The sequence below is a fragment of the Kitasatospora sp. NPDC092286 genome, from assembly GCF_044755565.1.
Lineage (GTDB): Bacteria > Actinomycetota > Actinomycetes > Streptomycetales > Streptomycetaceae > Kitasatospora.
Genome location: NZ_JBIVRD010000016.1, coordinates 102,364 through 116,438, shown reverse-complemented (window position 1 = coordinate 116,438; position 14,075 = coordinate 102,364). Strand labels below are relative to the sequence as shown.

Below are 14,075 nucleotides of genomic sequence, written 5' to 3'. Positions count from 1 at the left end.
GTCCGGACAGGCGGGAACGGCGCCGTCCTGCTTCCCGGCGACCCGTTCGCCCTCCTCCTCGTTCTTCTTCGCCCTCTCTCCTTCGACCACTCACCCGACGGGAGCCCTTCATGCCCCGCCGCCCCACCACCGGCTGGACCCTCGCGCTGGCGGTCGCCCTGCCCGTCGAGGCCGCCACCACACTGGCCCTGCCCGCCACCCTCGCCGGGGCCGTCGACGCCGCGCTCGACCGTGAACCCGGGCACGGCGCCCTCGTTCTGCTCGTCCTCGTCCTGGGGACGGCCGCCGCCGCCAACGCGGTCGCCGCCGCGGCCGGTCCGGCCTGCGCGGCCGAGGCCACCGCCGCCCTGCGGGCACGGCTGGTCCGCCGGCTGCTCGCCCTCGGCCCCGGCGGCCGGCTGCTCCGCGGCGGGCCGCCCCCCGGCGACCTGGCCGCGCGCCTAGTGGGCTCCGCCGCCGACGCGGGCGGCCGGCTGCCCGCCGCCCTCGGCGCCGCCACCGCGCTGTTCACCTCGGCCGGCGCGATCGTCGGGCTCGGGGTGCTGTCGCCCTGGCTGGCACTGGCCTTCTTCGCCGGGGTGGTGCCCGGAGTGGTGCTGATCAGACTGTTCCTGCGGGAGGCCGGGCAGGTGTTCGTCCGTTACCAGGAGGTCCAGGCGGACCTCGCCGCCCGGCTCACCGGTGCGCTGACCGGGCTGCGCAGCATCCACGCGGCCGGCGCCGAGCGGCGCGAGGCGGCCCGTGTCCTGGCGCCGCTGCCCGCGCTCTCGGCGGCCGGGCACGCGCTCTGGTCCGCCCAGCGCCGGACGGCGTGGCAGGCGACGCTGCTGATCGCCGTGGTCGAGGTCGCGGTGCTGGCCACCGCCGGCGCGCAGGTGGCGGCGGGCGCGCTGGCGCCCGGGTCGCTGGCCGCGGCGGCGGGCTGGGCGGCGCTCGGGGCCGGGCTGTTCGAGCAGATCGAGGCGCTGGTCGGGGTGGCCCACGCGCGGGCCGGGCAGGCCCGGGTCGACGAACTGTTCGCCCTCGCCCCGGCGGCCACCGGGGCGCGCGCCCTGCCGGACGGCGGCACCGGCGAGCTCGTCTTCCGGGGCGTGGTGGTGCGCGAGGGCGGCCGGGTCCTGCTCGGACCGGTCGATCTCACCGTGCCGGGCGGCCGCACGGTCGCCCTGGTCGGCAGCTCCGGCAGCGGCAAGTCGCTGCTGGCGGCCCTGCCCGGCAGGCTGCGCGACCCGGACGAGGGCCGGGTGCTGATCGACGGCGTCCCGGTGGACGAACTGGCCGCGTCCGAGCTGCGCCGCGCCGTCGGCCACGCCTTCGAACGGCCCGTACTGGTCGGCCGGACGGTGCGCGAGGCGCTGGACGGCGCCGGCCCCGAACAGGCCGCGGCGGCCCGCGCGGACGGCTTCCTGCGGCGGCTGCCCAAGGGCTGGGACACCCCGCTGAACGAACTGCGAATATCCGGCGGAGAGCTTCAACGCCTCGGACTGACAAGGCTGTTGGCGCACCCCACCCGGGTGGTGGTGCTGGACGACGCCACCTCGGGGCTCGACCTCGCCACCGAGTACCAGGTGACCGAGGCCCTCGACCGCGCCACCCATGGACGAACCCGACTGGCGGTCGCCCACCGCGGCACGGTGGCCGCCCGCGCCGACCTGGTCGCCTGGCTCGACGGCGGCCGGCTGCGCGCCCTCGCCCCGCACTCCGAACTGCTGGCCGACCCCGACTACCGCGCCGTCCTCTCCGGCGCGGCCCTCTCCGGCGCCGCCCTCGACGCGGCCACCGCCTGATGGGCCGCCACAGCTCCCCGCGCGCCGGGGCCCGCCGGTTCCTCGTCGCCCGCTCCCCCGGGTGGGCCCTGCTGGCCCACCGGCTCGCCACCACCCGGGGGCCGCTGCTCCGGCTGCTGGCCTGGTCCGGAGCGGAGGCGGTGCCGCCGCTGCTGTCCGGGCTGATGGTGTCGGCCGCCGTGGACCAGGGCTTCCTCGCCGGGCGGCCTGGTGTCGGAGTGGCCTGGCTGGCCGGTTTCGGGGCGGCGACCGCCGTCCGCGCCTATGCGGCGCGGGCCGGGTTCCCGCATCTGGCGGCCGTGGTCGAGCCGCTGCGGGACGCCCTGGTCGAGCGGGTGGTCCGGGGTGCGCTCGCCCGCTCGCACGCCGACCCGGCCGAGGTCGCCCGGCTCACCGAACAGGTCGAATCCGCCCGCCAGTTGACCGCCACCCTGCTGCGCACCCTGCGCGGCGTCGGGGTCACCCTGGTGGCCGCCCTGGCCGGTCTGGCGCTGCTCGCGCCGGCCGTGCTGCCGCTGGTCCTGCTGCCGCTGCTCGCCTCGGGCGCGCTCTTCGCCCGCCTGCTGCGCCCGCTCGTGGCCCGCCGCCGGGCCGTGGTGCTCGCCGAGGAACGCCTGGCCGCCGATGCCGTGCCCGCCCTGCACGGGCTGCGCGACATCCAGGCGACGGGCGCGGACCGGCGGGTCGCCGAGGCGCTGACGGCGACCGCCGAGGCGAGCGCGGCCGCCTCCCGCGCACTCGGCCGGGCCGCCGCGCTCCGCTCCCTGGTGGTCGCGCTCGGCGGGCGGCTGCCCGTTCTCGCGGTGGTCGCGGCCGCGCCCTGGCTGCTCGACGAGGGCGGGCTGACGGCCGGTGAGCTGCTCGGCGTCACCACCTATCTGCTGCAACAACTCGACCCGGCGGTGCGGACGCTGGCCGGTACGGTCGGCGGCTGGCTGCTGGGCCTCGCGGTCGTACTGGACCGCCTGGCCGCCACCTCCCCCGACCCGGCCGAACACGAACCGGCCGAACACGAACCGGCCGGGCCCGACGCGCCCCGGCCCGGCCCGGCCGAGCCGCCCTGCGCACCTGCGGCGGCGGCCACCGCCACCGTCCGGCTCACCTCCCTGTGCTACGCCCACGGCCCGGGCGCCGAGCCGGTGTTCGCGAACCTCGACGTGACGACGGCCCCGGGCGAGCACCTGGCCGTGGTCGGCCCGAGCGGAACGGGAAAGTCCACCCTCGCCGCGCTGCTGGCCGGCCTGCTCGCACCGCTCGGCGGCGGGCTGACCGTGGCCGGCGTCCGCCCGCACACCCTCCCCGGCCCCGAACGCGCCCGCCTGGTGGCGCTCCTGCCGCAGGAGGCGTACATCTTCCCGGGCCCGGTCCGCGCCAACCTGGCCTGGCTCGCCGCCCCCACCGAGGCCCGGCTCACCCACGCGGTCGAGCTGCTGGGCGCCGGAGCCCTCGTCGCCCGGCTGGGCGGCCTGGACGCCGTGATCGCCGACCCCGCCGCGCTCTCCGCCGGGGAGCGCCAACTGCTGGCACTGGTACGGACCTATCTCTCCCCCGCGCCCGTCGTGGTTCTCGACGAGGCCACCTGCCATCTGGACGCCGCCGCCGAGGACCGGGTCGAACGGGCCTTCGCCGCCCGGCCGGGAACGCTCGTCGTGGTGGCGCACCGGCTCGGTTCGGCCCTGCGCGCGGACCGCGTCCTGCTGCTGGACGGCGGGCGCGGCGTCCTCGCGCGCCACGGCGACCTCCAGGTGCTGTCCCCGCTCTACCGCGAACTGGTCGGCCACTGGTGGGGGTCGGCAGGCCCGCGCGGGGCCGCGCCGGTCACCGGGCACCCGTCATGATCTCGATAGGATCTCGCCCGTTCCGGCCGTTATGGTGGCCGGGACGCGGGCCGTGATCACCGGCTGTGGCGCGCTTCCGGCGCCCGACCAGGCGCCCGATCGCGCCCGCGGCGCCGGCCAGGCGCCGAAGCACCTGCACCCTCGCACGGAAAAGACGATTCTGATGTCCGACACCCTCACCGACACCACCGGACCCACGACCCTCGGGACCGACGCCGACGAGACCACGGCCGAGGACAGCGCGTCGCACGGTCGTCACCGCGGCCGTTCCGCCGCCGACGACCGTCCCGAGGCCGACCCGCACGGCCGCCACCGGCTCGGCGCCGGTACCGACCGGGGCTGACCGAAGCCGCACGCGGCGCCGTCAGTCGAACGTCACCACCGTCCGCAGCGCCTCGCCGCTCCGCATCTGCGCGACGGCCTCGTTGACGTCCGCCAGCCCGACCCGGTGGGTGACCATCCCGGCCAGGTCGATCCGCCCGGCCCGCCACAGCCCGGTCACCAGTGCGATGGTGCTCGGCACGGACGCGCCGCCGTACAGCGAGGGCAGCAGCCGCTTCTCGTTGAAGAACAGCTCGCCCATGCCGAACTGCGCCAGGTCGTCCTGCGCCCCGGCGCCGATCACCACCACCGCGCCGCCGCGCCGGGCCGCCTCGTACCCGGCCCGGACGGTGGCCGCGCGGCCGACCGCCTCGAAGACGTAGTCGTACCCGCCGCCCGGCAGGGCCTTGGCGGCGGCCTTCAGCTCCTCGGGGGCGAGGGCGTCGGTGGCGCCGAAGGCGAGCGCCCGCTCCCGCCGCGAGACGACCGGGTCGACGACGGTGATCCGGCCCGCACCGCAGACCCGGGCGCCCTGCACGGCCGCGACGCCCACCCCGCCCGCGCCGAGCACCGCGACCGAGGCACCCGGCTCGACCCGGGCGGTGTTGACCGCCGCGCCGACGCCCGTGGTCACCCCGCAGCCGATCAGCGCGGCCGACTCGTACGGCAGGTCGGCCGGCACCACGATGACCGCGTCCTGGTCGACCACCACCTCCTCGGCGAACGCGCCGGTGCCGTAGAAACCCGAGGCCTCCACCGGGCCGTCCGGGCCGCCGTCACCGAAGCGGAAGGCGGGCGCGCCGAGCCGCCGCAGGCTGGCCACGCACAGGTGGCCGCGCCCGCGCCCGCAGTGGGCGCAGCGGCCGCAGGGCGCCATCCAGCAGAGCACCACCCGGTCCCCGACGGCGACGCCGCTCACGCCCTCGCCGACCTCCAGCACGTCCCCGGCGCCCTCGTGGCCGGGGACGAACGGCGCGGGCTGCGGCAGCACGCCGCTCATCGCCGAGAGGTCGGAGTGGCAGAGGCCGGCCGCCCGCAGGCGGACCCGTACCTTGCCGGGGCCGAAGCCGACCGCCAGCACGTCGTCGCGGACGTCGAGCGTGTCCTGGCCGGTCTTGTGCAGGATGGCTGCGCGCATGGAGCTGCTCCCGAGGTCCCCGCGGATCGGTGGTCGGGCCGATTCTGGCACGCCTCGCCCGTCCGGACTGGAACGCGTTCCACCCACCCGGCGGAACCCGGGTGCGTGGTGCCGGCCCCCACTGGCATGATCATCCGCCGTGTCCACACCTGTCACGACCACCGCCGACTCCGTCCGGACCTGCCCGCGCTGCGCCGCGCGGCTGGACGCCGACCCGCGCTTCACCGTCTGGTGCCCCCGGTGCGAGTGGAACCTCGCACCGGAGCCCGAGGCCGAGCCCACGGAGAAGAGCGGGGCCGCACGCACCCGGGCCGTCCGGCGCGAACAGGCCGCCGCCGACCGGGCCGAGCAGCTCTACCGGGAGCTCGCCGCCGGGCGCGGCACCGCCACCGGCCGGCGCGACTGGCTCGCCGCGGCCGCCGTCGCCGCCGTCGTCCACCTGGCCACCGCCGCCCTGTTCGGCTGGGCGCTCTGGCTGCTCGTCACCGGGAACACCCCGCTCAGGTGCCTGGGCGCGGCCGCCCTCGCGGTCGTCGTCCTGCTGCGCCCGAGGCTCGGCCGGGTGCCGCGCGACGAGCATCTGCTGGACCGCCGCCGGGCGCCCGCCCTGTACGGCCTGGCGGACCGGATCGCCGCGCAGCTCGGGACGGGGCCGGTCGGCGTGATCCGGATCGACGGGTCGTTCAACGCGAGCATCGGGGTGGTGGGGCTGCGCCGGCGGACCGTCCTCACCCTCGGTCTGCCGCTCTGGGAGGCGCTCGACGAGCAGCAGCGGATCGCCCTGCTCGGCCACGAGTTCGCCCACCGGGTCAACGCCGACCACCGGCGCGGCCTCTGGCTCTCCTCCGCGATCGGCGCACTGGCGCACTGGCACGACCTCGCCCGGCCGCGCGAGCACCCCGGGCAGCCGGGCGGCCTGCGGCTGCTGTTCCAGTTCGCCGAGCTGATCAGCGGCGCGGTGCTGCACGGCCTCGCCTGGCTGTTCTGGCGGGCCCTGCTGCTGCTCGACCGGCTCACCGCCCGGGCCGGGCAGCAGGCCGAGTACCACGCGGACACCCTCGCCGCGCGGACCGCGTCCACCGAGGCGGCCCGCGGGATGCTGGAGACCCTGCTGCTCGGCGGGGCCGTCGGCACCCTGGTCACCCGGCTGCGGGCCGACCACCAGAACCGCCCCCGGGCGGGCCGCCGCGGCATGACCGCCCGCGCCGGGGCCGCCCGGGCCGGGGCAGCGCACGCCGAGGCAACGCGCGACCTGGCCCCGGCCTCCGACGCGCTCTGGGAGCGGCTGCGCGACCACCTCGCCGCCGTCCCCCCGCTGGAGCGCGAGCGGCTGCGGCGCCGCTCCGCCCTGGACCGGTGCGCCGTGGACGCCACCCACCCGCCGACCCATCTCCGGCTGGCGCTGCTCGAACGGTCCACGCCGGTACCGGCTGCCATCACCGCGACCCCCGCCGAGTTCACCGCCATCACCGCCGAGCTGGCCCCTCACCGCGAACGCGTCGCCCGCGTCCTGCTGGCGGGCTGACGGGGACGGGCCGGCCACGGGCGGGACACCCCGGCGTACCGTCCAGTAGGGTCCGACGGCGGGCGGTACCGCCCACCGACCCCCGGCAAGGAGCGCACCATGTCCGACGTCCTGGAGAGCACCCGCCCGACGCCCGAGGTGCTGTCGGCGTTCGAGGCGGCGACCGGGTTCATGCCGGTGGACGAGGGCCTGGCGCTGTACGCGGCGGCGGTGACGGCGGCCCGCCGGACCGGTCTGCCGGTGCTGGAGATCGGCACGTACTGCGGCCGCTCGGCGATCCTGCTGGCCGCCGCCGCCCGGGAGACCGGCACGGTGGCGCTGACCGTCGACCACCACCGCGGCTCCGAGGAGCAGCAGCCCGGCTGGGAGTACCACGACCCGACGCTGGTGGACCGGGAGGTGGGCCGGATGGACACGCTCCCCCGGTTCCGCCGCACCCTGCACGCGGCCGGGCTGGAGGAGCACGTGGTCGCCCTGGTCGGCCGCTCCCCGCAGATCGCGGCGCTCTGGGGCGGCCGGCTCGGCCTGGTCTTCATCGACGGCGGCCACACCGACGAGCACGCCACCGGCGACTACGAGGGCTGGGCGCCGCATCTGGCGCCCGGGGGCCTGCTGGTGGTGCACGACGTCTTCCCCGACCCGGCGGACGGCGGCCAGGCGCCGTACCGGGTGTATCTGCGGGCGCTCGCCGAGGGGTTCGAGGAGGTCTCGGTGACGGGCTCGCTGCGGGTGCTGCGGCGCGCCGCGGGCTGAGGCCGCGGGCATCCGCCGGGGTCCCAGGATCGACGGACCGTCCCACGGGCGGCGGCGGATGCTCTAACGTCGTGCCGGGGCTGTCGGGCGGGGGCTCGAACGGTACGGTGTCCGCGCGGCGTACGGGGCGCCCGCGGCAGCGGCAGCGGCAGCGGCAGCGGCACCAGACAGAGCATCGGGCAGACGGTGGGGGCTAGCGCAATGACGGATCGGCACAACACCGCGCCGGCGGTCTGGGATCCCACCGCGCGCGGCGGCGCCGGCGGCTGGGTGCGCGGCCCGCAGCAGCAGCCCGCACCCCCGGCAGCCACACCCCCGCCCGCCGCGCCGCCCGCCGCACCGCCACAGCCGGCCGGCCCGCACCCGGGCCCGGTGGACGGCGGCTACGACGCCCCGACCGCCCCCCTCCACCTCGGGGCCACCCCGCCCGCCACGGGCTTCCCCGGCCACGCGGCCCCCCAGGCCTCCGGCGGCTACGGCTACCCGCAGCCCCCGGCCCCGCCCGCCGGCCCGCCGCAGCCCCCGTACGGCTACGGCCCGTACCCCGGGCAGCCGCAGCCGGACTACCCGGCCGGCTACGAGGACCTCGACGACGAGGACAGCGGCCGCAACAAGCGGGCGCCGCTGCTGATCGGCTTCGCGCTGCTGGTCGTCCTGGCACTCGGCGGCGGCCTCTTCTGGGCGGTGCGGGACGACGGCTCCACGAAGGACCAGGCCGCCCCGCCCGCCGCCACCGACACCACGCCCGCCGGGAACCCGCCGGCGCCCGCACCGGGCGGGGCGGCCACCACGCCGCCGGGCCCCACCGACTCCGCCTCGGCGAGCCCGGGCGCGAGCCCCACCGCCGGTGCGGCCGGCCCCGGCGCGCAGGCCCAGGCCAAGGCGCTGGACGACCTGCTGGCCCAGGGCGAGAGCGCGAAGGCGCCGATCGGCAGCGCGGTCGCCAAGGTGAGCAGCTGCCCGTCCAAGGCCGACATCGAGAGCGCGGCGCAGGTCTTCGACACCGGCGCCAAGCAGCGCGACGAACTGCTCCGCAAGCTCGGCGCCCTGACCGTCACCGACCTGCCCGGCGGCGCGGACGCGACGCAGTCGCTGAAGTCCGCCTGGCAGCTCTCCGCCGACATCGACCGGGCGTACGCGAGCTGGGCGCGCACGGTCGCGGCCCAGGGCTGTTCCGGAACGGCCCCGGCCACCGCCGACAAGAAGCACGCCGACGAGCTCAACCCGCAGGCCACCCAGGCGAAGAAGGACTTCGTGACGAAGTGGAAGGCGATCGCCGACACCTTCGGTCTGACCCCGCGGACCCAGGACAGGATCTGACCCGCCAGTGACCCGCACCACCCGCACCACCCCCGATCGCACCGGCCCGAACGGGGAGCCGCCCCGCCGCTCCGCCCTGCTGCGCGCCACCACCGTGGCCGGGGCGGTGGTGCCGCTCTGCCTGGCCGGCTGGCTGGGCTGGCGGGCCGTCCACCACGACACCCCGGCGGGCGCCGCCGCACCGGCGGTCACCTCTCCGGAGGCCGCACCGCCGGACCCGTCCGCCACCGAGGCGACCCCGAGCCCCTCGGACACCCCGGCCGCCGCCGAGACCCCGGCGGCACCAACGGCACCGACGACACAGGCAGCGTCAACGGCCCCCACCTCGCTGACCGGCCGCACCGTCCTGCTCGACCCGGGCCACAACCCCGGCAACTTCACCCATCCCACCGAGATCAACCGCCAGGTCGACGTCGGCAACGCCCGCAAGGAGTGCGACACCACCGGCACCTCCACCGACGCCGGCTACACCGAGGCCGAGTACACCCTGGACGTGACCCGCCGGGCCCGCGCGATCCTGACCGCCCGGGGCGCCACCGTGGTCCTGGCCCACGAGGGCGACCGCCCGTGGGGGCCGTGCGTCGACGAGCGCGCCCGGGCCGGCGCCCAGGCGCACGCCGACGTGGCGGTCTCCGTGCACGGGGACGGCGGCCCGGCCGGCGGCAGCGGCTTCCACGTGATCATGCCCGCCCGGGTGGTCGCCGGTAAGGCGGACAACTCCGCGATCGTCGCCCCCTCGCACCGGCTCGGCCTGCTGCTGCGCGACTCCTTCCGCACGGCGACCGGTGAGCCGTACGCCGACTACATCGCGAGCGAGGGCCTGGACACCCGCTCCGACCTCGGCGGACTGAACCTCTCGGCCGTGCCGAAGGTGTTCATCGAGTGCGGTAACATGCGCAACCCGACGGACGCCGAACGGATGACGGACCCTCAGTGGCGCCAGCAGGCCGCCCAGGGCATCGCGGACGCGCTGACCACGTTTCTGACCGCGCGTTAGCAGGCCCGCGCGCCGGTCCGGACCGCGTGGTTTGCAACGACTTCGCCCCATTCCCGAGCCCGCTGTGCGCCCGCGGGGCGGTTGGCCCTAGGCTCTTGGTCCGTTCGGCAGTTTTCCGGCCGGTCGGACGGCCGCCCAACCGGGCCGTCCACGACAACACCACGAGGGGAACGTTAGTGAATCTGCGCGCTCTCAGCAGGGGAGACGCCGCCGTCGCAGGTGCGGCCGTCCTGCTCGCCATCTCATCCTTCCTGCCGTACTGGACCGTGGACTGCAAGGGTCGGTACTGCGGGGACACGTCCAAGAACGCGTGGGACACCATCCTGTTCCCCGTCCTGCCCTCCGTCTTCCTGCTCGGCATCCTCGCCGCGGTGCTGATCCTGGTGCAGCGTTTCCAGGGTGCCGCCGCGACCAGCCGCCAGGTGCTCGGCCTGCGGCTGGACCAGTGGGGCATCGCCTTCGCCGTCTCCGCGCTCTGGGCCGGAATCTGGGGCCTGGGCGGTGGCCCGGACGGCGTGAACCACGGCATCGGCGCCTGGCTCGCCGTCATCTCACTGGTGGTCCTCGCCGGCGCCGCCGCGGCCGGTCCGCTGGTGCCCGCGCTGAAGGTCCCGCTGGTCACCGACCGCCCGGCCCCGGTGCAGGGCTACCCGGGCGGCTACCCGGCCCCGCAGGCCGGCCAGCCCGGCCAGTACGGCTACCCCGCGCCCGGCCAGGACGCGCACCAGGCGCCGGCCCCGGCGTTCGGCGGCCAGCCCGCCGGCTACGGCTACCCGCAGGACGCCGCCGCGCAGCAGGCGGCCCAGCAGGCTCCGGCGCCCGCCCAGACCGCCCAGGCCCAGGCCGCCCCGGTGCCGGCCCCGGCCCCGGCGTCCGACTTCGCGCCGTTCTGGTTCGCCGTCCCGGCGCCGCGTCCGCTGGCCCCGAAGGACAACCCGGTCGGCGCCCCGGTCGGCGAGCTGGTTCCCGGCACCTGGTACCTGGCGGTCGAGCAGCGCGGCGCCGCGCTGGTCGCGCAGCTCCAGGACGGCGCCCAGGGCGTGCTGGCCGACACCTCGGGCATCCAGCGCGGCTGACCCCGCCGTACCCGCACGACGCCGAAGGGGCGGGACCGGAGTGATCCGGTCCCGCCCCTTCGGCGTGTGCGCGCGGGCTCAGCAGCAGTCCTGGACCACCAGCCCGGCGGGGAGCTGCTCGCCGCCGAAGACCGCCACCGTCGCCGGGTCGCCGCCGAGCGCGGCGACCGCCAGCAGCAGCGCCCCGGCGGTCCAGGTGGTGCGCTCCTCGGGCCAGACGGCGTCGTCCTCGAAGACGTAGCCGGTCCAGTAGGAGCCGTCGCTGTGCCGCAGCCGCTGGATCCAGCGCAGGATGTCCACCGCCCGGTCGGACTCGCCGACCGCCCAGAGCGCCATGGCCAGCTCGGCGCTCTCGCCGCCGGTCACCCACGGCCGGTCGCTGACGCAGCGCACCCCGAGGCCGGGGACGACGAAGCGGTCCCAGTCCCGTTCGATCCGCGCCACTGCGGCCGGGCCGCGCAGCGCGGTGCCGAGCACCGGGTAGTACCAGTCCATCGAGTAGCGGTCCTTGTCCAGGAACCGCTCGGGGTGGTGGGCGACGGCGTGCCGCAGCCGCCCGGCCGCGAGCTCCCAGTCGGGCTGCGGCTCCTCCAGGTAGTCGGCGAGGGCGAGGCCGCAGCGGAGCGCGTGCAGGATGCTGGACGAGCCGGTGAGCAGCGCCTCGTCGGTCGCCGCGCCGTGCTCGTCGAGCCGCCAGGGGATCGGGCCGCCGGGCAGCCGCAGCGAGACGATGAAGTCCAGGGCGCGTCTGACGACCGGCCAGATCCACTCCAGGAAGGTGTCGTCGCCGGTGCTGAGGTGGTGGTGCCAGACGCCGACGGCGATGTAGGCGCAGAAGTTGGTCTCCTTGGACGGGTTGGAGACCAGCCCGTCGGTGCCGCCGGGGCCGTAGCCGTACGCGGCGTACCAGGAGCCGTCGGGGTTCTGGTTGGCGGCCAGCCAGCGGTAGGCGGCCTCGGCGGCGGCGTGCTCGCCGGCCGTGTCCAGGGCCATCGCGGCCTCGGTGTGGTCCCACGGGTCGAGGTGGTGACCGGTGAACCACGGTATGGCGCCGTCGGGGCGCTGCTCGGCGAGGATGGAGCGGACGGTCCCGGCGGCCTGCTCGGCGTCGAGCACCCCGTCGAGCAGCAGCACCTCGGGGACGGCCGCGGTCACGCGTCGGCCCGGTTCGGCTCGGCGCGGTTCGGCTTGGCCGCGTAGGCGACGAAGCTCTTGCCGATGACGGGGTTGAGGGCCTTCTCGGCCGCCTTGGTGAGGGTGCTGATCACCGGGGTACCGACGATGTCCCAGACCAGCAGCTGGTGGTAGGCCTTGACCGGCAGCGCCTTGTCGTTGTCCACGCCGACGGCGCACTTGATCCACCAGTACGGCGAGTGCAGCGCGTGCGCGTGGTGGGTGCCGTACGGCTCCAGGCCGGCGTCCTTCAGCCGGTCGAGCAGTTCGTCGCCCCGGTAGATCCGGATGTGGCCGCCCTCGACCTCGTGGTACTCGTCGGAGAGCGCCCAGCAGATCTTCTCGGGCAGCCAGCGCGGCACGGTGACGGCGAGCAGGCCACCGGGCTTGAGGACCCGGAACATCTCGTTGAGCACGCCCTTGTCGTCGGGGATGTGCTCCATCACCTCGGAGATGATGATCTTGTCGAAGTACTCGTCCTCGAACGGCAGGGCCAGCGCGTTGCCCTCGACGGCGACCGCCGACGCGCCCTCGGGCGCCTCACCGGCCTGCTCCATGGCGGCGAACCACTTCCTGACCTCGGCGATCTCCTCGGCGTTCTGGTCGAGGGCGGTCACCCGGGCGCCGCGCCGGTAGCACTCGAACGCGTGCCGGCCCCCGCCGCAGCCCAGGTCGAGCACCCGGTCGCCGGGGGCGAGCGGGAAGCGCGAGAAATCGACGGTCAGCACTGCGGGCTCCCATTCCTTTGGTACCACACGTTCTTGACGCTTCGTCAGGTGAATCCGACGGGCCGCCGGTGGTGCGGCGCGGGCCGCCCGGCGGGCCGCTCAGGGGACGTACCGCCAGCCCGGTCCCGACCGGGCGCGCCGCCCGGCTCCGGTGGCGATCGCCGCCCGGTAGCCCTCGGCGGTCAGTTCGGCGGCCCGCTCCCAGGTGAACCGGGCGAGCACCCGCTCGCGTCCGGCCGCACCGAGCGCCGAGCGCAGGCCCGGGTCGTCCAGCAGCCGCCCCAGCGCCGCCGCCAGCGCGTACGCGTCGCCCGGCGGCACCGCGAGGCAGGTCTCGCCGTCCGGCCCGGCCACCTCGGGGATCGCCCCGCCGGTGGTGGCGACCAGCGGGGTGCCGGTGGCCATCGCCTCGGCGGCGGGCAGCGAGAAGCCCTCGTACAGCGACGGCACACAGGCCACCTCGGCCGAGCGGTAGAGGTCGACCAGCTCCTGGTCGGTCAGGCCGCTGCGGAACTCGATGTGCCCCTCCAGGCCGAACCGGCGCACCGCCTCGGCGACCGGCCCGTCCTCCTTCTGCGGCTTGCCGACCACCACCAGGTGCGCGTCCCGCTCGGTGCGGACCTTGGCCAGCGCCTCGACCAGGTGGACCAGGCCCTTGAGCGGGACGTCCGCACTGGAGGTGGTGACGATCCGGCCGGGCACCCGGGCGGCCCGCTCGGACGGGGACCAGAGCCGGGTGTCGGCGCCGATCGGCACCACCGAGATCGCGCCCGGCGCGGCGCCGAGGTGCTCGGCGATCTCGCGCCCGGAGGTCTCGGAGACGGTGATGATGTGGTCCAGCCGGGCGGCGACCCGGCGCTGCATCCGGGTGAAGGCGTACCAGCGGCGCAGCGAGAGCCGCTTGAGCCGGTCGGGGGCCGCGGCCAGCTCCAGCCGCCGGTCCACGGTGATCGGGTGATGGACCGTGGTGACCAGCGGGAAGCCGTGCCGGGCCAGGCCCAGCAGGCCGTAACCGAGGGTCTGGTTGTCGTGCACCACGTCGTAGCGGCCCTTGTGCAGGGCGAGGTACCGGCGGGCGCGCAACGAGAAGGTCAGCGGCTCGGGGAAGCCGCCGGTGCGCATGGTGGCGAACTCCAGCACGTCCACCGGCCCGCGGTACTCGGCGAGCGCCGGGGTGCGGAAGGGGTCGTCGGCGCGGTACAGGTCCAGGCTGGGCAGCTCGACCAGCCGGACCGAGCCCGGCCCCTCGACCTCGTCCAGCACGGGGTACGGCTGGGCCCCGATCACGTCCACGTGGTGGCCGAGTCTGGCCAGCTCCCGGGAGAGGTGCCGTACGTACACGCCCTGGCCGCCGCAGAACGGGTCGCCGCGGTAGGACAGCAGGGCAATCCGCAGCGGCTGCGCGGTCATCCTCGGCCC

At 76.6% G+C, this 14,075-nt stretch carries 12 protein-coding genes; 8 read left to right on the top strand and 4 right to left on the bottom strand.

The genetic code is table 11. The annotated features are described in order from the left end of the window. The first annotated feature begins 110 nt into the window (after nt 1-110). The 3 genes from ACIQIB_RS18630 to ACIQIB_RS18620 all read left to right on the top strand — a co-directional run bounded on the left by ACIQIB_RS18630 (nt 111) and on the right by ACIQIB_RS18620 (nt 3,968). Nucleotides 111-1,787: an ATP-binding cassette domain-containing protein gene (locus tag ACIQIB_RS18630; protein WP_400759066.1), complete on the top strand. Its 1,677-nt coding sequence runs from the start codon at nt 111-113 to the stop codon at nt 1,785-1,787. Continuing rightward, a complete protein-coding gene (locus ACIQIB_RS18625; protein ID WP_400759064.1) occupies nt 1,787-3,625 on the top strand; it encodes an ATP-binding cassette domain-containing protein in 1,839 nt (612 codons plus the stop codon). Before ACIQIB_RS18630 ends, ACIQIB_RS18625 begins: the two co-directional genes overlap by 1 nt. Nucleotides 3,626-3,788: 163 nt before the next feature. Further along, nucleotides 3,789-3,968, top strand: coding sequence for a hypothetical protein (locus tag ACIQIB_RS18620; RefSeq protein WP_363610059.1), 180 nt, complete (start codon nt 3,789-3,791; stop codon nt 3,966-3,968). A gap of 21 nt (nt 3,969-3,989) precedes the next feature. On the opposite strand, the gene ACIQIB_RS18615 is transcribed toward ACIQIB_RS18620, so the two are convergent. After that, a complete protein-coding gene (locus ACIQIB_RS18615) occupies nt 3,990-5,084 on the bottom strand; it encodes an alcohol dehydrogenase catalytic domain-containing protein (RefSeq protein WP_363610061.1) in 1,095 nt (364 codons plus the stop codon). 139 nt (nt 5,085-5,223) lie between these two features. On the opposite strand from ACIQIB_RS18615, the gene ACIQIB_RS18610 reads away from it, so the two are divergent. The 5 genes from ACIQIB_RS18610 to ACIQIB_RS18590 all read left to right on the top strand — a co-directional run bounded on the left by ACIQIB_RS18610 (nt 5,224) and on the right by ACIQIB_RS18590 (nt 10,755). Continuing rightward, nucleotides 5,224-6,609 (top strand): M48 family metalloprotease, encoded by a 1,386-nt coding sequence (locus tag ACIQIB_RS18610; protein ID WP_400759062.1) that lies wholly within the window; start codon nt 5,224-5,226, stop codon nt 6,607-6,609. Between the two features lie 99 nt (nt 6,610-6,708). Continuing rightward, complete coding sequence (locus ACIQIB_RS18605) at nt 6,709-7,362, top strand: class I SAM-dependent methyltransferase (protein ID WP_363610067.1); 654 nt, start codon at nt 6,709-6,711, stop codon at nt 7,360-7,362. A 201-nt stretch (nt 7,363-7,563) separates the two neighbouring features. Further along, the gene (locus tag ACIQIB_RS18600) at nt 7,564-8,682 is read left to right on the top strand and encodes a hypothetical protein (RefSeq protein WP_400759060.1); all 1,119 of its coding nucleotides are present in this window, start codon (nt 7,564-7,566) and stop codon (nt 8,680-8,682) included. A gap of 7 nt (nt 8,683-8,689) precedes the next feature. Next, entirely contained in the window at nt 8,690-9,679 is a 990-nt protein-coding gene (locus tag ACIQIB_RS18595; protein WP_400759058.1) for an N-acetylmuramoyl-L-alanine amidase, read from the top strand. Between the two features lie 176 nt (nt 9,680-9,855). Next, nucleotides 9,856-10,755 carry a hypothetical protein gene (locus tag ACIQIB_RS18590; protein ID WP_400759056.1) on the top strand — a complete coding sequence of 300 codons (900 nt, stop codon included), beginning with the start codon at nt 9,856-9,858 and terminating at the stop codon, nt 10,753-10,755. Between the two features lie 78 nt (nt 10,756-10,833). On the opposite strand, the gene ACIQIB_RS18585 is transcribed toward ACIQIB_RS18590, so the two are convergent. The 3 genes from ACIQIB_RS18585 to ACIQIB_RS18575 all read right to left on the bottom strand — a co-directional run bounded on the left by ACIQIB_RS18585 (nt 10,834) and on the right by ACIQIB_RS18575 (nt 14,066). After that, a complete protein-coding gene (locus ACIQIB_RS18585; protein WP_363610075.1) occupies nt 10,834-11,910 on the bottom strand; it encodes a prenyltransferase in 1,077 nt (358 codons plus the stop codon). Further along, nucleotides 11,907-12,656: a class I SAM-dependent methyltransferase gene (locus ACIQIB_RS18580; protein ID WP_400759054.1), complete on the bottom strand. Its 750-nt coding sequence runs from the start codon at nt 12,654-12,656 to the stop codon at nt 11,907-11,909. The genes ACIQIB_RS18585 and ACIQIB_RS18580 overlap by 4 nt, the downstream gene beginning before the upstream one ends. 99 nt (nt 12,657-12,755) lie before the next feature. Then, nucleotides 12,756-14,066 (bottom strand): glycosyltransferase family 4 protein, encoded by a 1,311-nt coding sequence (locus ACIQIB_RS18575; RefSeq protein WP_400759051.1) that lies wholly within the window; start codon nt 14,064-14,066, stop codon nt 12,756-12,758. Between the last annotated feature and the right edge of the window lie 9 nt (nt 14,067-14,075).